Genomic DNA, 20792 nt, shown 5'->3' with positions numbered 1-20792 from the left:
TTAATAATTACAAAATGCGTCTCGCAAAAGAGGGCATCCAATATTTCATTTACTTTAAGATAACGCGATAATTTGGCCAGTAATACACAAAACGTCAGCCAGAATCATCGTAACTAAAATTGCTGGCAAACTTAAGTGAATCAAAGGAACCAAATAAGTCGTGAAATTATAAAGCACTAAAAATAAAAACATTAGCAGGTTGCAGACACCGAAATGCTTGAGCCAGTTATGCCGCTTAACCAGTTGTTTCAGTTCTTTCAAATTAATCACTCCCCAATCAATAAATTCTCAGCTGGACGTCTTTGGGCAGATTATTGTAGAGCCAGATAGCGTCTTTTTTGGAAACTTGAATCGTATCGTCAACATGATTGCCCAGCTTAGGTTCCGCCTCAATGTCGGCATTCTGGCCAACGCTTAACCAATTGATGGACTTAATGTCTTTGCCATCAGTTGCCATCAGTATCGTAATGAAAGATCGATAGACCTCTAAGATCGCCAACCAAAAGCTGATGTTGTCCAGCAGCAAGGTTGATTCTGGCGTTGAGAATATAGACAACCTTTTTATTGTTTAAAATGTAGATCTTGTTTTGTTTAGGAAAGGCAGCCATAGTAAGATGCCGACCGTTAAGTTTGGGATAGGCGCCTTTTTCCGAGGATTGGTCAATTTGGATGGCCCGCAATCGATTGGTATGAACGCGCCAGCTGGCATAACTGGTTTTCAGTTCAGCAGGCGGTCGGTTAAAGATGCCACTAAGATTAACGAAGATTAGTTCAATTAAGACAACGCTGATGCTGAATTTGAGCATCTGCTTAATTTCATGATTCATTTTTAAAATACTTCTCTCAATTCCCAAAAATAACCGCAAAGATTAAAGATTATTTAACCAGTAACCATTGGATAGTTTAAATCCCTAAAGCATCCAATGTATTTGTTCCATATAAGCTTTATAAAATCTTTAATACAATACCAGTACTTTAAAATATTAGTCGGATTGTTTGTGATGTCAACCCAGCCTCACAAATTCTAACTTAAATCGTATATTATTCATTTAATTTTAATAATAAAAATCATAAAAAAGGATGCTGGCCAATCTGTTCGCATCCTGTATTTTTAGTATCGTTCGTTTTTAAGTTGAATATGATTGATAGTAGCTTTCAGGATCTGCCTGTTTCTTGGTACCGCAAGAATCAAGCTTGGGAGGCAATTGAATCATTGATATTGCTGTGACGATAGCCGTAGCCAAAGTAGAGCGCCATGCCGATTGCAAACCAGATGCCGGCCCCGATCCAGGTTTCCTTAGACAAAAACGACATCATAAACAGGCAGGCAAACCCGGAAAGCAGCGGTAATACTGGATACAGTGGTACCTTAAAGCCGCCGTCATTTAAGATATCTTCACGCTTGCGCAATGGGATGATCCCAAACGAAACCATGGTAAACGCCAGCAGCGTCCCAATGTTAACCAGGTTGGTAAGGCTGTCTAAGGATACGAAACCACCCATAATGGCAATTAAAATGGCAACGGCCCACAAAGCAACTTTTGGCGTATGCGACTTTTTGTCCAACTGGTGTAGCGAGGTTGGCAAAAGGCCATCACGACTCAGTGAGTAAATCAGGCGTGACGAGGCGTAGATTGCCGTAAACATGCAGGTGGCCATCCCAATCAAAGCACCGATTGAAAGCAATGAGGCCAGCCAGCCTTGATGAACGGACTGTAGCGCAAAGGCGACGGGGTTGGCAACATCCAAGTGCTTGTAGTTGACCATTCCCGTCAAAACGATTGAGACACCCATGTAGAGAACCGTTGCTATCAGCAGTGTACCAATGATTCCAATCGGCATTGTCTTTTGCGGGTTCTTGACCTCAGCCGCGGAACTTGAGATGCAGTCAAAACCCAAAAAGGCAAAGAAGACGGTCGTGGCACCTTTGAATGCACCATGAGCACCATATGGCAAGAATGGGTGATAGTTGGCTTTTTTGACAAAGAAGATGCCAATCACAATAAACGCAACGATGATTAAAAGCTTAACCACAATAGCGATGTTGTTGACGCGAACCGATTCATGCATCCCATATGAAAGCAGCCAGGTGATCAAAAGCACGCTTAGAATCGCTGTCAGGTTAATGTAGGTGCCGCCAGCAGGATTAAACGGACCAGACAACGCTTTGGGGATGTTGATGCCGCAACTGGCCAGCAGCGAGTTGAAGTAGGCAGCCCAGCCAGTCGAGACGCAGGCTACTGCCAATAAATATTCCAAAACCAGTGCCCAGCCCATGATCCAGCCGATGAACTCGCCATAGATGATATTGCCGTATGAATAGGCGCTGCCGGCTACTGGAATGGCAGACGAAAACTCCGCATAACACATACCTGCCAAGCCACACACTACCGCGGCGGCCAAAAAAGAAAGCGTCACGCCTGGACCAGCATCATTGGCCGCAACCGTTCCCGGCAGGATGAAAATTCCACTACCGATAACGGCACCGATTCCCATTGCCATCAGATCTTTAGCGTTCATGGTCTTGGGCATCTGGCCGTCTGTTTTCATATACCGTGACAGACTTTCTTTGCGAAACAGATTCATAATATCAACCACCTTTGGATTAAGGAAAAACGATTCTTTTCAATGATATTTTGATTTTTGTTTGTGATATTGAAATACATGATAGTCGCACAAATATTAAAAATCAATTAGAAAAGCAAAGGAATTATTCATCTAAATTATTAAAGAAATGAAAGTTGAAATCGATTGCAACTTTAGATAAGAAACAAGGTGATTAGTTTTCGAACTGTATTGCGTTTATCTAGTTTTACAGTTTTTTTCATTGAATGTATGACGGATCTGTCATACCATGATAGATATTTATTGATGAAAATTAGAGGATAAGAGTGAATAAATGTTAAGCGTAAAAAACGTAACCAAACGTTTTGGTGAGGTCACGGCTGTAAATAATCTTAACTTTGACGTTAAGCGTGGTGAGGTTTTGGGCATTGTTGGACAAAATGGGGCCGGCAAGTCAACTACTTTTAAGATGATCATGAATTTTTTAAAGCCGGATCAGGGTACCATTACCATTGCTGGCCAGCCACTGGATGAAAAATCTTTGGATCAGATTGGTTTTTTGCCCGAGGAACGGGGCCTTTATCTGGATATGACGATCAAGGAACAAGTACTTTACTTTGCGAGTCTGCATGGGTTTGATCTAAAAATTGCGGCTGCCGATCTACCGTTATGGATGAATCGATTATCAGTAAAGGGAAATGAGAAATCACGAATTAAAAATCTGTCGAAGGGTAATCAGCAAAAGGTTCAGTTAATCACGGCCATCGTCCGCGTCTGGTGATTTTGGATGAGCCTTTTTCAGGATTGGACCCGGTTAACGTGGAACTGCTGATTGAAACGTTCAAAAAACTAAAGGCAGCTGGTACGGCAATCATTTTTTCCTCACATAACATGAAAAACGTTGCTGAAGTCTCGGATCAGTTGTTGATGCTTGTTAATGGGAATCAGCGACTGTATGGACCGATTGATGAAATCAGATCACGTTTGGGTAAAACCAAGATCTACCTGGAAGGCGTCTTTGATAACCTTTTAATTGAGGAATTGCCAGGGATGATGGCCATTGATGATGATTATCCCGGCAAAGTAATTACGTTTGATTCTGAACTGCATGTCAAGCAGGCAATTGATCAAGCCAGGCATCTTCCATCATTACGTGGATATCGTCTTTTACCAGCAACATTGGATTATATTTTTCGCTTAACGATTAAAGGGGAGGTAGACAGCCATGAGTAGAGTGCTTTCCGTTGCCAGAATGGTATTTAAAAAGAAGTCGCTGTTGCCTGCTTATTATTGGATGATGATTGCCCCAATCGTGGTCGCAATCATTGGATTTGGTTTCGTCAAATACATGCAACAGCAAAGCAAGGCTAAATGCCCGGTAATAACAGTTGTTGCCGACAACAATATCAAAAAAGTCCTAACATCTAAAAAATCAACCGCCTGGGGCTGTATTTGAATTGCAACTCCAGGCAGCCGATGATAAAGATAATGGGGATGCATTCAATTAAAAAACCTCAAGTGAGTTTCGGCTCACCTGAGGTTTTTTTAAATTTTTACAGCACCGCAATAATCCCTAAGAAGATGCAGACTACGATAAACAGGGCGGCAATCAGTTTGGCAATCCACTTCCACCAAACCGTAAATGGAATCCGGCATAATGCCAAGGCCCCAACCAGCATCCCCGCGGTTGGCGTAACGGCAGTAATCAAACCGGTCGCAGCCTGGTAGGCGGTTACAACAACGCTGCCGTCAACCTTGGCAAAGTGAGCCAGCGACCCCATGATGCCCATGGTTGCCGCTGCCAGACCGGAACTGGATGGGATTAGGAAAGATAAAATCACAAAGAAGATAAAGGCCAGAATTGCAAAGGCAGCTTTTGGCATACCGCTTAAGCCAACTTCGCCCCAGTGCAGAATTGTCCCCGTAATCATCCCTTCGTTCATGATCACTTGAATCCCGCGAGCTACGGCAACGATAATGGCAACGCTTAATAAATCGCTCATACCCTTCATGAAGGCGTCAATGAAGTCTTGTTCTTTAATGTGGGCCACAAACATAACTACCACGGACATAAATAAGAATAAGAGCGTAATTTCGTTAAAGTACCAGCTGCCCAGTGGTGTCATGTCTTGACCGATCAATACGCCCAACACCGGCACGCTGACCAGCCAATCATTGAAATCATTAAAGAACGTCCATTTGGCATTGATGCTGGTCCATGGCACCAGACCGATAATCATAATCAAAAAAGTAATTGCAAAGATCCACAAGACGCGTTTTTGGACTTTGGTCAAAGGCGTTGGCGCTTCGCTACGGTCAGCAACGTTAAAGTATTCCATGTCGGCCTTGCGTTGATTGCAGACCAGTGACTTGGTTGGATCTTTTTTGATTTTATCGGCATAGTGCAGAATAAAGAAGATTGTCATCACCGTGACGATAACCAGCAAGATGATCCGTGATCCCAGTCCTTCACCAGGGGAGATCTTGATCATAGCTGAAGCAACACCGGTCGAGAAGGGGTTGACCGTTGAAGCCAGATCCCCAACCCGCGTGCCTAGCAATATCACACCAGCTGCCACCAGTGAATCATACCCAACGGCCATCATAACCGGTACCAGCAGCGGAAAAAAGGCGATTGTTTCTTCACCCATACCGTAAGTCGAGCCGCCAAGCGCAAAGATAATCGTTAAAATTACAATCATTCGTTTTTCATGACCCTTGGAGTTGTGAACGATGGCCCGGATACCATCATTTAAGGCGCCGGTTTGGTTAACGACGCCCAAGAATCCACCAATCACGAGAATGAAAAGGGCGATCCCGATTGCGCCGGTTGTTGCCTTATTGCCGATCATCCCCGTGACGGGTGCCATAAAGACGTCCCAGATTCCTTGGTAGTGATGGGCAACCGTGTGATACGTGCCGCTGATCAGATTGCCGGCACTGTCGCTTTTATATGTCCCTGCCGGAATGATCCATGTCAAAACTGCCATCAAGGCAATCAGTAAAAATAGGATCGTAAACGCGGAAGGGAGCTTGTGCTTTTTCTTAGTAGGGGTTGGCTGTTGTTGCATAAGCAGGCTCCTTTCTATGGTTGAGCGAAAAATTCTTCAGCCAGCTGCTGGTAGAATTTGATCGATTGATGATAAACGTCTAAATCAACGCATTCATTGCTCTGGTGTTGCGTATTGTTGCCGGGACCAATCAAGGCAATGGCAAAGTCGCCCTTAGCATGCAAGAACTCAGACCCATCACTGGCACCAGCCTGGCCCTTGGGTTCAATTGGTCCATCAAACAGTTCATCGTGAACATGTTCAATCAGCTTGATCAACGGGGCATCCTTGTCTCCAGGCATTGCGTCTTCAGGGAAGCTGTATTCAATTGTCAGATCATAGCCCGGCCTTTGATTCAGTTCATCAACCAAGCCATTGAGTGCGTCAAAGACGACTTGGTTTGGATATTCGGGAATCGTTCGAATATTGCCTTTCATAACTGCTTTGGCAGGCACGCTGTTGATCTGTTCGCCACCATTAAAGACGCTTTGTACATGTGTGAGAGGCCCCAGCACGGGATTGACCTTGTCGAATTTAGCCATCAGCGGCTTAACCTGAACGGCAAAGTCAATCAGATGGTCGATGGCGTTGATGCCTTTTTGTGGCTGGGAGCTGTGTGCACCTTTACCCTTGGAGGTAACAATGTAATCGATAATGCCTTTAGACGTGTAGCCGATTTCGTGCATATCGTTACCCGGCTCAGCAATTACCAACCCAGCCAGATTGTCGGCATAGCCCAGCTTGGTTAATTGAGCGGCACCATATTCGCCAGTTTCTTCACCAACCGTGCACAGCAGACGAATCTTGCCAGGAACGTGATGGTTTTCCAGCATATCCAACATGGCGGCAATTAAAGCTGCCAGGCCACTCTTCATGTCAGAAGCACCACGCCCATAAAGCATATTGTCTTTAATCATGGCCTTAAACGGATCCGAGTTCCATTGACTAAGATCACCGGGGGCGACGACGTCTTCATGGCCGCTAAAGCCCAGCATGCGCTCACCTTCACCAATTGTAACGATCAGATTGTCGCGATCCGGTGCATAGCTTACGCGCTCAATCTTGACGCCTTGGTCTTCGTAAGGCTTAAACAGGGATTCAATGTAGTCAGCCACGGCGGCCTCATGATCATTAACCGATTTGATGCTGATCAAATGTGATAATATATCAATTTCTTGCTGCTTATTCATATTACGCACCTCTTGTTGAATTATTCATTAATAAAATATTAATAGATAATCATTTTCGTGTCAATATACTGAATAAAAATAAATATATAGCTCTAATTGAATGATTTTATGCGATTTTTTCGATTTAAATTCAAATAATATTGTTGTTTTATATTCAGAATAATGCATTAATAAACATAAATTAAGGGTTTTTACGTATAAAAACCCGACCACATCTAGATGAAGTCGGGTTAAAGATTTATCGTTTTAACAATCGCACCACGTTGGTAACGGTTCTGGTCATATTTTCAGGTCCTTTAGCCAGTGCGGACTGTCGATCACTGGCACCTTGCATAATGCTGAAAAAGGCAGTAAAGCCATCCGGATACAGCTTTTCGATACCGTTGCCAAGATAACCAGCAAACGAGATGACTGGCTTATGATACTTTTTGCCTAACTGCGCTACGCCAAAAGGAGCTTTACCAAAGTGCGTTTGAAAGTCCGTGCCGCCTTCGCCCGTAAAAATATAGTTGGCCTGCTGCACCTTAGATTCTAAATTAGTAAGTTTGATGACAAGCTCAATGCCGCGCTGCATCTTGCCATCAGCAAATGCCATCAATCCGGCACCTAATCCCCCAGCAGCCCCAGCTCCAGGTTGATTTTCAACATCTTTCCCCAGATCTCGCTTGACGATTTGAGCAAAATGATGCAAATTCTGGTCCAGTCTTTTGATCATGGCAGAATCAGCGCCTTTTTGCCGACCAAAGACATATGAAGCACCTTGTGGACCAGTCAGAGGATTTGTCACATCACTGGCTAAGATGATCTCAACTTGTTTTAGCCGCGGATCTAATTCGCTGACATCAATCCTGGCAAGATCTTTTAATGCGCCGCCTCCAACCGGCAGTTCCTGACCACTGCTATCCAAAAGGTGCGCGCCCAATGCTTGTGCCATCCCCGCACCGGCATCATTGGTACTGGAACCGCCCAGCCCAATGATGATGCAGTCGATGTCCTGACCAAGCGCATCCTTAATCAATTCGCCGGTGCCATAGGTCGTTGTCAGCCACGGGTTGCGCTGATCAATCGGTACTATTTCCAAACCGCTGGCCATTGCCATTTCAATTACGGCGGTTCGTGAATCACCTAGGATGCCATAAGTAGCAGCAGTTGATTTGCCTAGTGGTTCAGTGACCGTCAGATGTCTAAAAGTACCATGCGTTGCACTGACTAAAGCATCAGTTGTTCCTTCACCGCCATCAGCCAAGGGAACGCTGATGATGCTGGCATTTGGATCAGCCTGCTTGATGCCGAAAGCCATTGCTTCACAAACCTGGCGCGATGTCATGCTTTCTTTAAATGAATCTGGTGCCAAAAGATAAGTGGTCATGCTAAATACTCCTTATTAAATATTTTGCTTTCTGAAGATTCTTCAGAATTGTTTCATTTTAATCCTATATCAGATCAAGTACGATCCACGTATGATAATAAAAAACGAGAAGGAGCGAGATAATGCTTAGTCTTGATCATTTAAGCCAGATTATAACGCAACTTTGGCCATCAATCAGCTTTGTTGGCAAGGATGACGACGGCGGTCTGGGATGCGGACGTGATGATTACGATTGATGCTGATCTGCAAGATGATCCCGACAAGGTTCCCGAAATGATTGAGCAATATAAAAATGGCTGTGAGATTGTCTACGGGGTGCGCATTGATCGCCAGACTGACTCTTGATTCAAGCGCGCAACACTGCTGAGGGCTTCTATAAATTGATGAATCAGATGGGTGTGACCATGATTCCCGACAGTGCTGGTTTTCGGCTGATGAGCAATCGGGCAGTACATGCTTTATTGAAGTACTCGGAACGCAATTTTGTTCTTACGCGGTTTGGTTCCACAATTGGGCTTTCAGGCAGGGAAGGTATACTATCAGCGAACGGTACGGCTGGCTGGTGAAACCAAATATCCGTTCAAAAAAATGGTTGGTTTGGCGCTCAATGGAATTACGTCATTAATCAGCGTACCATTGCGACTGATTTTTTGGCTAGGAACGATAACCTGTCTTTTGTCAGCTGGTATGGGGATTTTCACTTTGATTGTTCATGTAATCGGTCATACTGTATCAGGCTGGTCTTCATTGATGCTTTCACTTTGGTTTATCGGCGGTGTTCAGCGCTCACAGCTTTCGACTCAGTACCATGTCCGGCCGACATATTTAAAACCGGGTCAGATTGTTTCACAGCAGATTAAGCTTAACGGTGAGGGACAATATTTGTCAGTTCAGATTCATCAAGACAGCTCGCTGAAGGTTTCGCTGCATGATCAGCAGAATGGTCAGACCTGGTATTTAAAGCGACGTGGCGATTCATATCGACTATCTCGATCCTTAAAAGCAGGCAACTATCAGATCAGGGTTGCCAATCAGACCAGTCAAAAACAGCCGATTGCAATCTTGAAGACCGATCATTACCAAATGGCAGGTACGTCTTTGGTTATTGCTGGTCAAGTACAAAAAGATGCCTCACTGATCTATCTGGTTAGAAACTATCAATAACGTTCCAACAATCAGTCCAATAACTAAAAAACGCCGAATCAACATAGGATGCTGAAGCGGCGTTTTTGGTTATGATATAATATTTTGGTCTAAGAACATTGGCAGTGCTTCGCTACAAAGGAAGTGATGCCAATGAAGGAGTTGAAACAATGAGGGCGACACTTCCCAACATTATGAAAGGGATTCAAAGTGTCAAACCGACATCAAGATGGCGTCGATCTGAAAGGGCTTGCTGCGGTTCTACATGAACTGCACGGCCTGCCGATCGGTGTTCAGTATGCAGCTCTAGCAGTGGTGGTAATTATTGTGATTGCCTCTCTGATTGCTGGCTGCTGGATGGTCAGTCATTTTCACGTCTGACCAAAAGAAAAACCATCTTTATGAGTGGCAGCTCTAAGATGGTGAAGTAGTTTTATCTGTAAATAAAGCGAAACACTGTCGATTTTCAAGGACATGGGCTAACGTGTTCCAGCACGTTAGTCTTTTTGTTTACGGTATAATTATAACTGGTTTTAAAATGTTTTGCAATTTCAGCTAAAAGAAGATGATCCTAGCTGGCTTGCTAGCTGAAAGCACCAGCTATACCCAGCTTTATCAGCATATGTCAATTTATGCTATCTATAATTGAACATAATACAACAGCCCCGCCCAGTAGATTACTGAGTAGGGCTGATTTTTTAAAAGGGGAGTAACAGGGGATGCAATCGATATTTGCAGCGCAATATCCAAACGTCGTCAAATAATTAGTCTTCAAACGATTGGATGCAGACCAGCTGATCGTTTGAGATGTGCTCATTCAATGCATTGGCCAGCTCACCGGAAATCACACCAGCGGCAGCCTGTTGCTGAACGTAGCTGTGCTCATCTTGAAAGGCCTTAATGGCAAGTGTCCGCAAAACGTTGGTATCCATCTCGCCACGAGAATGGAAACGATCCAGTGTCTGCTGCCGATTCAGATACATCCGCCGTACCATGGCAACCTCATGCACGTTGTCTGGTGTCTGTACCTCATCTAAAAACTCGTTAACGTCGGTCATGGTCATGCTAAAGATTGATTCTAGACGGTCAAAATACTGTTGCCGAACCGCTTTGGACTTATCTTGCAAAGCCTTGTTGCTATATAGCTTTTGCATTTCGTTAAACGTTTGGGGATGGTGTTTATGCAACTTGTGACTCAGTCGTTTCCATTTCAGCCGGTAGTGCCAGATTCGCAAAAAGGCAAATAGGCCATGCTGACTGTGCATTAAGGCATCGCGGCCAATCATTCGGTCATAGACCTGCTCTTCTTTAGCAGTTACGACACCATTTTCACGCAGCTCAGCCAACGTCTGCATTTCAACGCCCCGTGCCTGACTGGCGAGCCGATCATAGACGTTGCGATTGATCTTGAAAGTCAGTGTCATTTGACTGCTCAGCTGGTCAATCAAAAGCGCCTGTTCTTTTTTGTTTTCAGACGACTCGCTTAACTCATCGATCGCATATTGAACGGTATGGATCAGCTGATCTTGGAACTCATCGTTGGTATAGTTCTTAGTCTTGGCTGGCAGCAGGCGCGGAAAGGCCAGCGTGCCAACCGTCAGACTGATCAAGATGACAATTGCGGCCAAAAGAATCAATTGAGTACGCGTGGCCAGCTGTGAGCTTTCGGCTAGCACAGGGATGGAAAACGCCATTGCCAACGTAATCGTACCATGAATTCCTCCTAGCGCCAGCAGCAGACTGTCATAATTTGGATTCTCAGAATGCATATCAACCAGTCGAAAGCGCGCCCATAAAAAGCGAATCAGTCCCATGGTCAGATATAGGCCCAGTGCCAATAATGCCAGTTTCATAATCGTGGGAGCCAGTGTCTGACTGACGACTTCTGGCAGCATGACTCCCAAGAGGACAAACACAAAACCGTTTAATAAGCTGGCAATGATATTCCAAAGCGTCGTTGTAGCGTTCTGCACGCGCGAAGAAGTCAAACGAAGCTGATCGTATAAGATGCTGTGGACAATGCCAGCCGCCACGACTGCCAAAATCCCTGAAAGATGCAGCTCCTCAGCTAGCCAGTAGACTGCTAGTGGCGTCATGACGTTGATTGGGATGACGATGGAGCCGATATCGACGTGGGTTCGCATTAGCGTGGTTCGCAGCGCAATCAGCATCCAACCCATTAATGCCCCAAAAATAATGCCGCCGAAGAACACGTATAAAAAGGTTAAAATGCCGTGACCCAACGAAAATTCTCCTGAAGTTAGCGTTCCTGTAGCCAGACTGAACAAGACCAATCCAGATGCGTCATTGAATAGCGATTCATATTCCAGGGTCTCATTAACATTTTTCGGCATCTCGACATTGGTTGTTAGAGATTTTACCGCGACAGCATCAGTTGGTGTAATAATGGCTGCCAGCATAAACGCCAAAGCATACGTGAAATGCTGCGGCAAAGCCAGCTTAAGGCTGCTGCCGACCACAATGACGGTGACAATCGCCAGCCAAACCGCCATCGACATAATTTGATGGATGTTTTGCGAGAGCTGGCGAAAAGAGACGTTCTGCCCATCATTAAACATTAGTGGTGCAATGATCAGCAGCATGAAAATCTCAGGCTCCAAAACGATCGCATGCGTATCGATCGGTAAGATGCTCAGCATGATGCCGGCTATAATCTGATAAATCGCCAATGGTAAAATCGGCCAGAGCAGATGAATGATGTTGGCTGCCACAACGGTTATCAATAGCAGGCCAACAATGTAGACAGTGGTCATAAGGTTCCTCCCAATATTAATTTATTTAATTATAACTGATAAGACTTAGCTGCGGACATCAACAAGTACTTTATTATCCCGTGAATTTATTAACAATATTTTATATTATGTAAAATTTTGCGATTAAACAAAACTAAAATTAGGCCATTGAGTTATTTAGTTTTTCTTTTTAGGCCCGCAATAAAAAAGAGCGCCCTTATATAAGGAGCGCCCAGCCGGCTTGCTGGATTGACGGTCCAGCTTGCACAACGATATATTCCTAATTACGTTGGAATTGTAACATATTTTTATGCTGTGCTACAATATTTTCGCACAACTAAAGCGAGATTGACACCCTCGACTAGTGCGGGAAGGAGGCTCCTTCCAATGTCTCACTGGTGTATATTCCTAATTATCGTGCCAAGTAAGCACGTTAAACAACTAATCAAGCGGCTGTTCGGGTAATGGCTGCCAGCGCTCATCGGTTTGGATACTGATTGAGCGCTTTTTTATTAAAAACAGCCGGCTTGCTAAGTATTGATGACCGTAATCAAAGATAGATTAAACTATTTTAAAGCCCATTTGACTTTGAGCATGTTATAATACTTTAAGTTTTATCAGACTATGATTGAAATTAAGTAAAGAAGGGATCTACGTGACACTTACCGGAGCAGATTGGCAGCTTTTAGAATCAATCATCGTTGTCTTGCCGAAAAAGAAACTCAAAAAAGTGTGTAAGCATACTGACGCAACCAAGAAAGCCATTAAGCAGGTACGCAAAGGCCAGTCTTTTGTAAGAGAATGGGATCCAAAAGTGGCCTTTCAGACTTTGCAGTATCTAGAAAAGCATGTTTACAAAAAAGACCTGGCCAAAATGAATCAACACCGTTTGATCTGCAACTATCACGTAATGATCAACGATTTGAATCGGGCAATCTTTGATGAAAACTATCGCGGGCAGTATCCGCCACTGACCCGTGAATCGCGCATTCAGATCGAGCGCAATCCTTTAGTTCAGCCAGGGGAAGGCTATCGCAACATTATTGATTACTATCTGGATGATGGGCTGATGGGAGCACCCAGATATGCTAAGCTGCATGAGGCCACGATCGGCGAGGTTCTGGATGAGATGGCAATCATGGGTCAGTACAGCATTTAAGTCTAACCAGCTCTAAGAACTTATCATTGTCAATATGAGCGTCTGGCAGTATACGCCAGGCGCTTTTTAGCTTTTAAAAAGGGATGGCTGATCGAAACGCGCCATCAGATCAGGTAAACGATGGACCAGATTTTGCCGCGTGGTTAGATCATAAAAATAACAGGTTTGTGCATGCGCGTCGACTACTTCTCGATAATGAGTATAAACGTCATGTCCAGGCAGATGGTTCATTTCAACTTGCTTTAAAATTTTAGATGACAGCCTAAATGCCTCTTGATCATTGTCGTCGAACGGGGATGACTGCCAAAGACTCACCGCAGCATTGATAAAACGCGAAGTCGGTGTTCTTTTTAAGGGTGGGGGAGTTTTGGAGCCGCGAATCGCCATGATTATTTCGGTATCGCTGGCGTCTTGATCGATTCCTAGATAGTCAGTCAGTTTTTGACGCTGTTTTGCATAACAGGGACTGTTGGTTAAAACACCCAGCTGGATGGGCTGAATCGTTAAATGATATTGTGTAGGTTCAATCAGATAGGTACCAGTATCATCGCTTAACAGCCAATGGAAAGGATGGACAATGTCATGATCGTGCCAGATTACGCTATTTAATGCCACTGTGTCTAATTCTGAGGCAATTTCGGCAACGGATGCGTGCATGCCTAGCAGCCAGCCAATCAAGTCCTGTGGCGACAGATTCAAATGATGATTTTGGGGATGATCATAATAAACCTGCGGGCCAGGAAAATAAAGCTCAGCCGCCCATAAGCCAGCTGAATTCAAGCCATCGCCAATCAGATAGTGATCATTGATCTGGCGCATTCCGCCTAAGATTGCATAATCATTGGCAAATGAGTCGTATTCCGGCAAACTCTGCCATTGATAATCGATTGGCAGATACCCCAGCTGCCAGGGCGTGGAGCGGGGCGGGAAATCCATTGTACGACCTAAAAAGCGATGATGCTGTCTGGTTGTAAAACTGATTGCCGTACACATGTTGTCACGCCCTTTCAAACTTCACGGCTATTCTAGCATTAATTGCTTGGTATCACTAGTAAGCAGACTGATAATCGTTAAATTTATTGAAAACGCTTAGTTAATTGGTTCCTTACCAGGCAAGATGATTTAAAAGTAGATTGCTATTTCGTATAATTAAGTTAGAGATAGTAGTCATCCGTTCAATGACACCTAATTACATAATATATTTAAAGGAGGAAAAATCATGACGACTCACAAATTGATGCGGCTCGCTGCAGCGGTTTTATTGGCTGTCACGGTATCAGGCGGCACGCTTGCCACAACATCTGAATCATCGCCAACTGTCCAAGCAGCTGCTCAGACCATTAAGCTGAATGAAAAACAAGCTGTGGCTAAATTCAAGCAAAAATATGCCAAGACAAAAATCAGTGAAATCAGTCTGGAAAAACATCTGAATCGCTACCAATACGAGATTTCCGGCTTTGATTCACAAAAGGAATATTCAGCCAAGATCGATGCACAGACTGGCAAACTATCCGCTGCCAAATCTGAAAAACTTGATGCTGATGACCACGAAACGGCAATTAAACTTAGCCAAGTCATTAGTCGTCAAAAAGCCAATCAGTTAGCCGAAAAAGCTGCTAAATCCGGTCAAGGCCGCGAATGGACGCTGGAAACCGATGATGGTCAAACCATCTGGCAAGTTGACGTTGTTGATGGTCACCAAAAAACCGAAGTTAAAATCAATGCAATCAATCAAAAGGTGATCAGTGTCGAAAACGATGATTAACTAAAAATGCTCGTCAAGCTGCTTAAAACTTGACGAGCATTTTAACATTAAAACTAAGCAGAGTTGTTCTCCCTTATTTTTGAAAGTAGCATTAAAATTTTAGTTTTAATGCGTTTATATTTTAAAGAGTCCTATTTTCCTATGTTTATTTGACTTCTAATCCAAGCTACGGATTTTGCTATGATTGAAACTACTGTCGTTGATCCCCAAGATCTGCCAGCCATCTTACACTTCAAAGCCCGGGACCGCTGCCCAGTATCAGGCAACGATTGCTGTTGATTCAGATTATCGTGGTGGCTCCAGTCTGTTGCGGGCCATTGAAAGATTCGCCAAAACCAGTGGCATCACATCATGCTGATCTGTTTATTGGATCGTGTGCCTTTTTATGAGAAAAACGGCTACGTCAATCAAGGCGTCGTGGCTTCAGCGCTTGCCGGCAAATTTTGATACAACATGACTAAGCTTTTACCCAGCAAACAGCATCTAGTATTTCAACATGTTTAATCTTAACTGAGGCTTGTCACTGGAGAAATTGAATCTTAGAATAATAACAGTTAATTCGTTTTGGAGAGTGATCTTAATGATTAAAGACGGCTTTATCCCATTTGGTCCTTACCGCACTTATTATCGCATCGTTGGCAAGCCTAGCGACAAGGCGCCTTTACTGCTGCTGCATGGCGGGCCGGGCTCGACGCACAACTACTTTGAAGCTTTGGATGAGCTGGCCGAGCGTGATCAGCGGCAATTGATCATGTACGATCAGATCGGCTGCGGTCTTTCATCGATGCCCGATCATCCCCAGGTCTATCAGGCTGAAACCTGGCTGCGGGAATTAAAGAATCTGCGGGAACGGCTGCATCTGGATCAGATCCATCTACTGGGCCAGTCTTGGGGCGGTATGCTGGCAATCATGTATCTTTGTGATGAAATGCCAGCTGGAATTAAAAGTCTGATTCTTTCAAGCACCCTTTCTGATGCCCAATTATGGGGACAAGAACAGCACCGTTTGATCAGTTTTATGAGTAAGGAAGATCAGGAAGTCATTGCTCAAGCCGAAGCTGCCAACGATTTCACTGGTGATGCCTACCAGCGGGTCAATGCCCGGTTTATGGAACTGCACGCGGCAGCAGCACCTGATGAGAATGCTCCTGAATATCTGTGGCGTGAGAAAAACGTTGGCGAACTGGCCTATCAAACGGCCTGGGGACCCAATGAGTTTACGCCGACCGGTAATCTCAAAGACTATGACTATACTGATAAGCTGCGCAATCTATACGTGCCAACCTTAATTACCAGTGGCACCAACGACCTTTGTACGCCATTGGTTGCCAAGACGATGGCCGATGCCCTGCCCAATTTGCAATGGCATCTGTTTGACGGCACGCGGCATATGTCGTTTGTCGAAAAGCCTTTGGAATATCAAGCAGTACTGCAGGATTGGCTGGATCAGCACGACTAAACCAGTTCAAGCAGGCAGACCGCCACATGCTGGTACGTTTCAAAGATGACAAAGCTCCCTGCTCAGGCAAATGGCCCAGGCAGAGAGCTTTTTATTTATCAGTGGCTGTCGTTTCTATGCAAGAACACCACCACAACAACACGTATTCCAACCACCACGCAGACCTCCTATACTTGAGGAAACTCATATAGGAGATCTTTTTGATAGTTAAAATGAAATCGTTGAAGATTGATGGCTTAGCTGCAGTGGTCGCTGAAAACTATGATAATGATTATAAAAGGTGTACTATTTTGTGTACACAAACGTTATAATTAAACCACTGAAACGGCTATTCAAATCATCCAACTAAAGTATCATTATCATAAATAAGCAGAAAGGCCCCGGCGTAATTGCTGAGGCCTTTTTTAAGATAATAGATCAATCAACCGTGCATAAAGTCGCAGTAATAGTCGCAATGCATGGTTTGCGGGACCTGATCCCATTTGACCGGGTAGCCGGCACCATGCGCGCAGAAAACCGAATCCGGCGTATTGGCCAGATCGGCAGTCGGCAGATAGTCCGCCTGCTGAATGATCTCGTCAGCATTATGACATGGTCGATAGCCAGCTGGCAGACACTCCAGCTGTCCTTGTCCATGCGTATAGCCGCGCAGCACCGTGGCATAGTCGCTCATTTGGGCAACTGGCGCCAGACCAGTCAGTAAAACGCTGTCAGTCATCTGATCATCAAGCGGGTCAACCTCGCCATGCATGCGCTGCAAGTCGTTAAGCGCACGACCAACCTGAGTACTTGGGACCATCAGCCGGAAACGATACCACGGCTCCAAAAGCTGACATTGATGCTGGGCTTTTAAAGTCATCAATCCTTGCCTTAGCGCGCGACTGGCAGCCTGACGGAAGTCCCCACCCTCAGTATGTTTGACGTGCGCGCGGCCACCAACCAGCGTTACCTTGACATCGGTCAGCGGAGCGCCAATCAAAACGCCCTTGGGACTGGCCTGCTCGAGACTGGTAATGATCTGATGCTGCCAATTTTTATTCAGCACATCGACACTGCATTGACTGGTATAGCGGATCCCGGTTCCCCGCTTGGCCGGCTCTAATAAGAGATGCGCTTCAGCATAGTGCCGCAATGGCTCAAAGTGACCGACTCCCTCAATTGGCGCGGTGATGGTCTCACGATACAAAATACCGCCTTTAATGAAGTCAACATCCATGCCAAATCGTTCTAAGAGCAGTTGCTGCATAATTTCCAGCTGCACGGTTCCCATGATCTGAACGCGAATCTCCTGCAGCTGTTCATCCCAGACCACATGCAGCAGTGGATCCTCATCAGCCAGCGTCTGCATGGCCTTTAAGCATTGATGAACGTCATTTTCTTTCGGATCAACCGCATAACTCAAAACGGGCTGCATGAGTGTCTGCGTATCGTCTTTAAGGTTCCCTAGCCCTTGTCCTGGATAGGTTGTCATCGGCCCGGCAATGGCACAGACAGCGCCTGCTGAGACCTGATTGACGATGGTAAACTTACTGCCGTTGTATACACGCAGCTGATTGGCCTTTTGATCCGGTAAAATGGCGGTCTTTGCCTTGAGACTGCCACCCAGCACCCGCACCCAGGTTAAGCGCTCGCCCCGTTCATCATGCGAGATTTTAAACACACGGGCCGCAAACTCGCTGGGAAATTCACGAGGCTGCGTCCACTGGGCAAGTGAAGCCAGCAAGGCATCAATCCCTTGCAGCTTTAATGCTGAGCCAAAACAGCAGGGAAAAAGCTGCCGTTGCTGAATCATCTGCCGAATACGCTCATCTGAAAGCTGACCTTGATCCAGGTATTCTAACAATGCATCGTCATCTTGCATGGCCAGTTCTTCATGGTCAAATAATTTAAGCTCACCATTAAAGTCCGTCAGCGCAAAACAGCCTGACGCAAGCTCGGTCTGCAGCTGACTGAGGATCTTCTTACCATCAGCCGTATCAGCATCCATTTTATTGACAAAGATAAAAGTCGGGACGCGGTTTTCAGCCAACAGCTGCCAAAGCGTTCTGGTATAGCCTTTAACGCCATCGGTTGCCGAAATCACCAAAACCGCATAGTCCAAAACCCGCAGTGCCTGTTCAGTCTGCGCAGCAAAATCAACGTGGCCAGGGGTATCCAGCAGCGTGATGGACAGGTCGTCATACTCAAGCTTGGCCTGGTGGGAAAAAATCGTAATGCCACGCTTTTTTTCAAGCTGATCGGAATCCAGGAATGCATCCCCATTGTCAACACGTCCCAGACGGCGAATGATTCCCGTCTGATAAAGCAGGGCCTCAGACAGCGTTGTTTTACCGGCATCAACATGCGCGATCATACCAATCGTAATCTGTTTGCTCAATTCAATCCTCCTTTATGGTAGTGAGTTGCCAGCTGCCAGATAGATATCGTACCATTCCTGGTTGGTCAAGGTTATCTCGCTGCCTTGAGCACTATCAATAATATGCTGCGGATTCATCGTCCCCAAAAGCACTTGCATTTTTGCGGGATGTTTGAGAATCCAAGCAACTGCGATCGCATTTTTAGAAACATGATACTTATCGGCCAGACGCTTTAACACCACATTTAATTCATGGAACTCCTCATTGTCGATAAAGGTTCCCGCAAATGTACCATATTGAAACGGCGACCAGGTTTGAATCGTCATTTGCTTGCGCCGCGCGTATTCCAACAGTCCCCCATCATGATTGAGCGAGGCTTGATCAGTCATATTGGTATGCAGGCCAAAATCAATCATCCCCGTGTGCATGATCGAAAACTGCAGCTGGTCAACCAACAGCCGCTGTGAGCAGGCATGCTGTAGCAATTCAATCTGTTGCGGGTTGAAGTTGGAAACGCCAAAGTGCCTTACTTTGCCGGCTTTTTGCAGCTCATCAAAAGCCGCGGCTACTTCTTCAGGTTCCATCAATGGATCAGGCCGATGAATCAAGAACGAGTCCAGATAGTCAATGCCCATCCGCGCTAAGATGCCATCTACGGCAGTCAGCAGATGCTTTTTAGAAGAGTCATAGCGCGTAATGCGGCCCGTTTCATCAGCAAACAGCCCAGCCTTGGATTGAATGTAGAAATCATCTCGTCGCAGCCCACTTTGCTTGAGTGCCTGGCCAAAATGAATTTCGGATGAGCCGCGGCCAAGCTTGGGATCACGACCATAGATGTCAGCCGAATCGATAAAGTTGATACCGGCTTCATGCGCGGTCTGAAGCGTCTTAACAGCATCAGCAACGGGCAGTGTCCCCATCCGCATGATCCCTAAGGCAACGTTTGAGACTTCCCAATTTGTTGCGCCAATTTTAATCGTCTGCATAATTTAACGCCTTCTTTATTGTTGATATGATCAGTATAAACCAAAACAAAAAAATCTCCTAAAACTCGCGCCAGTTCTAGGAGAATATGGTTAATGCGGCTGGTTGGGCAGATCATAGGTAAAGCCCTCGCCTTCCACGCTGGCAATGTCAAACGTGGTAATAAAGGCATGCGGATCGATATCATTAATCAGGCGTTTTAAGGTGACGACTTCTTCAGAGGCTACTACGCAATAGAGGGCTTGGCCTGGCTGATGAGAATAGGCACCTTCGCTTTTCAGCAGCGTCACGCCCCGCTCCAATTGCCGCATGATTTGATTGCTGATTTCCTCAGTTTGGGTCGAGATGATGATGAAACCTTGTGCTGGATAAGAGCCGGCCTGCGTAAAATTGACCACCTTGGAAAAGACATAGGATGCTAAAAGCGTATACATCATTTTCCGGATATCGATATAGGAAAGCGAGGCCGTTAAAACAATCGCGTCACAGATTAAAAGCGAACGACCCATGGGAACGCCGCGATGCCTTTCAAACATCCGCGCGACGACATCCGACCCGCCCGTCGTACCATCAAAACGGTAGACGATCCCTGAGCCAAAGCCGCCGATCAGACCTGCCAAGACCCCAGAAATAAACAGATCATGCTGAATATCCAGGGTGAATGGCACGCGCTGCCAAATCCAGATCCAGATTGAAAGCCAGATCGTGCCATACACGGTATAGATCAAAGCGCGCCGTCCCAACAGCCGATAGCCGATGATAATCAGCGGAATGTTGATGCAAAGCGTCGAAATAGATGGATCAACATGAAATAGATGATAGATAATCAAAGAGATCCCGGTAACCCCGCCTTCCGCTAATCGATTGGCAATGTTGATCTTAACGAATCCTAGTGCATAAATACCGCAGCCGATCGTAATCATCAACAGATCCAGCAGCCTTACTTTGTTGGTCGATGCCTGCTTGAACATTGCATCACCCGCCTTTCTTAATTCATG

General features: G+C 45.4%; 21 protein-coding genes and 1 pseudogene. 10 read left to right on the top strand and 12 right to left on the bottom strand.

Annotated elements, in window-relative coordinates:
* Window positions 1–54: 54 nt before the first annotated feature.
* From ACLUWI_RS02765 to ACLUWI_RS02750, 4 genes are all read right to left on the bottom strand, one after another.
* The gene (locus ACLUWI_RS02765; RefSeq protein ID WP_412146071.1) at window positions 55–261 is read right to left on the bottom strand and encodes a hypothetical protein; all 207 of its coding nucleotides are present in this window, start codon (window positions 259–261) and stop codon (window positions 55–57) included.
* 16 nt (window positions 262–277) lie between these two features.
* A complete protein-coding gene (locus ACLUWI_RS02760) occupies window positions 278–457 on the bottom strand; it encodes a hypothetical protein (RefSeq protein WP_412146070.1) in 180 nt (59 codons plus the stop codon).
* Window positions 447–827, bottom strand: coding sequence for a hypothetical protein (locus ACLUWI_RS02755; protein WP_412146069.1), 381 nt, complete (start codon window positions 825–827; stop codon window positions 447–449). The genes ACLUWI_RS02760 and ACLUWI_RS02755 overlap by 11 nt, the downstream gene beginning before the upstream one ends.
* A 361-nt stretch (window positions 828–1188) precedes the next feature.
* Window positions 1189–2586: an APC family permease gene (locus ACLUWI_RS02750; protein WP_412146068.1), complete on the bottom strand. Its 1398-nt coding sequence runs from the start codon at window positions 2584–2586 to the stop codon at window positions 1189–1191.
* 313 nt (window positions 2587–2899) lie between these two features.
* On the opposite strand from ACLUWI_RS02750, the gene ACLUWI_RS02745 reads away from it, so the two are divergent.
* From ACLUWI_RS02745 to ACLUWI_RS02735, 3 genes are read left to right on the top strand one after another with little or no spacing between them, the layout of a single operon-like run.
* On the top strand, window positions 2900–3346 hold the full coding sequence (locus ACLUWI_RS02745) for an ABC transporter ATP-binding protein (protein ID WP_412146067.1): 447 nt from the start codon (window positions 2900–2902) through the stop codon (window positions 3344–3346).
* 23 nt (window positions 3347–3369) lie between these two features.
* Window positions 3370–3798, top strand: coding sequence for a hypothetical protein (locus ACLUWI_RS02740; RefSeq protein WP_412146066.1), 429 nt, complete (start codon window positions 3370–3372; stop codon window positions 3796–3798).
* Entirely contained in the window at window positions 3791–4021 is a 231-nt protein-coding gene (locus ACLUWI_RS02735) for a hypothetical protein (RefSeq protein ID WP_412146065.1), read from the top strand. The genes ACLUWI_RS02740 and ACLUWI_RS02735 overlap by 8 nt, the downstream gene beginning before the upstream one ends.
* A gap of 97 nt (window positions 4022–4118) precedes the next feature.
* Here the strand turns inward: ACLUWI_RS02735 and ACLUWI_RS02730 are convergent, their stop codons facing one another.
* From ACLUWI_RS02730 to ACLUWI_RS02720, 3 genes are all read right to left on the bottom strand, one after another.
* Entirely contained in the window at window positions 4119–5636 is a 1518-nt protein-coding gene (locus ACLUWI_RS02730) for a YfcC family protein (protein ID WP_412146064.1), read from the bottom strand.
* Window positions 5637–5650: 14 nt separating this feature from the next.
* Window positions 5651–6805 carry an ArgE/DapE family deacylase gene (locus ACLUWI_RS02725; protein WP_412146063.1) on the bottom strand — a complete coding sequence of 385 codons (1155 nt, stop codon included), beginning with the start codon at window positions 6803–6805 and terminating at the stop codon, window positions 5651–5653.
* 238 nt (window positions 6806–7043) lie between these two features.
* Window positions 7044–8174: a glycerate kinase gene (locus ACLUWI_RS02720; protein WP_412146062.1), complete on the bottom strand. Its 1131-nt coding sequence runs from the start codon at window positions 8172–8174 to the stop codon at window positions 7044–7046.
* 171 nt (window positions 8175–8345) lie between these two features.
* On the opposite strand from ACLUWI_RS02720, the pseudogene ACLUWI_RS02715 reads away from it, so the two are divergent.
* The 3 genes and pseudogenes from ACLUWI_RS02715 to ACLUWI_RS02705 all read left to right on the top strand — a co-directional run.
* Window positions 8346–8519 (top strand): annotated as a pseudogene (locus tag ACLUWI_RS02715) (glycosyltransferase); the annotation flags it as partial.
* Between the two features lie 138 nt (window positions 8520–8657).
* Complete coding sequence (locus tag ACLUWI_RS02710; protein ID WP_412146061.1) at window positions 8658–9338, top strand: hypothetical protein; 681 nt, start codon at window positions 8658–8660, stop codon at window positions 9336–9338.
* A gap of 189 nt (window positions 9339–9527) precedes the next feature.
* Window positions 9528–9698 (top strand): hypothetical protein, encoded by a 171-nt coding sequence (locus ACLUWI_RS02705; RefSeq protein ID WP_160248891.1) that lies wholly within the window; start codon window positions 9528–9530, stop codon window positions 9696–9698.
* A gap of 383 nt (window positions 9699–10081) precedes the next feature.
* Here ACLUWI_RS02705 and ACLUWI_RS02700 read toward each other — a convergent pair whose 3' ends face one another.
* The gene (locus ACLUWI_RS02700) at window positions 10082–12091 is read right to left on the bottom strand and encodes a cation:proton antiporter (protein WP_412146060.1); all 2010 of its coding nucleotides are present in this window, start codon (window positions 12089–12091) and stop codon (window positions 10082–10084) included.
* A gap of 634 nt (window positions 12092–12725) precedes the next feature.
* Here ACLUWI_RS02700 and ACLUWI_RS02695 point away from each other — a divergent pair.
* The gene (locus ACLUWI_RS02695) at window positions 12726–13229 is read left to right on the top strand and encodes a hypothetical protein (protein ID WP_412146059.1); all 504 of its coding nucleotides are present in this window, start codon (window positions 12726–12728) and stop codon (window positions 13227–13229) included.
* Window positions 13230–13295: 66 nt separating this feature from the next.
* On the opposite strand, the gene ACLUWI_RS02690 is transcribed toward ACLUWI_RS02695, so the two are convergent.
* Window positions 13296–14222, bottom strand: coding sequence for a linear amide C-N hydrolase (locus ACLUWI_RS02690; protein ID WP_412146058.1), 927 nt, complete (start codon window positions 14220–14222; stop codon window positions 13296–13298).
* A 226-nt stretch (window positions 14223–14448) separates the two neighbouring features.
* On the opposite strand from ACLUWI_RS02690, the gene ACLUWI_RS02685 reads away from it, so the two are divergent.
* From ACLUWI_RS02685 to pepI, 3 genes are all read left to right on the top strand, one after another.
* Window positions 14449–14994: a PepSY domain-containing protein gene (locus ACLUWI_RS02685; RefSeq protein WP_412146057.1), complete on the top strand. Its 546-nt coding sequence runs from the start codon at window positions 14449–14451 to the stop codon at window positions 14992–14994.
* Between the two features lie 184 nt (window positions 14995–15178).
* Window positions 15179–15352 (top strand): hypothetical protein, encoded by a 174-nt coding sequence (locus ACLUWI_RS02680; protein ID WP_412146056.1) that lies wholly within the window; start codon window positions 15179–15181, stop codon window positions 15350–15352.
* Between the two features lie 222 nt (window positions 15353–15574).
* Window positions 15575–16453: a proline iminopeptidase gene (gene pepI, locus ACLUWI_RS02675; RefSeq protein WP_412146055.1), complete on the top strand. Its 879-nt coding sequence runs from the start codon at window positions 15575–15577 to the stop codon at window positions 16451–16453.
* Between the two features lie 421 nt (window positions 16454–16874).
* Here pepI and ACLUWI_RS02670 read toward each other — a convergent pair whose 3' ends face one another.
* The 3 genes from ACLUWI_RS02670 to ACLUWI_RS02660 form a co-directional block, all read right to left on the bottom strand.
* The gene (locus tag ACLUWI_RS02670; protein ID WP_412146054.1) at window positions 16875–18830 is read right to left on the bottom strand and encodes a GTP-binding protein; all 1956 of its coding nucleotides are present in this window, start codon (window positions 18828–18830) and stop codon (window positions 16875–16877) included.
* Between the two features lie 12 nt (window positions 18831–18842).
* Window positions 18843–19796, bottom strand: a complete 954-nt coding sequence (locus ACLUWI_RS02665) for an aldo/keto reductase (RefSeq protein ID WP_412146053.1) — start codon at window positions 19794–19796, stop codon at window positions 18843–18845.
* A 90-nt stretch (window positions 19797–19886) separates the two neighbouring features.
* Entirely contained in the window at window positions 19887–20765 is an 879-nt protein-coding gene (locus ACLUWI_RS02660) for a YitT family protein (RefSeq protein WP_412146073.1), read from the bottom strand.
* Between the last annotated feature and the right edge of the window lie 27 nt (window positions 20766–20792).

Origin of the sequence: Limosilactobacillus mucosae, from assembly GCF_046939755.1 — a bacterium.
Taxonomy (GTDB): Bacteria; Bacillota; Bacilli; order Lactobacillales; family Lactobacillaceae; genus Limosilactobacillus; species Limosilactobacillus mucosae_A.
This window is presented reverse-complemented; position numbering and strand designations above follow the sequence as displayed.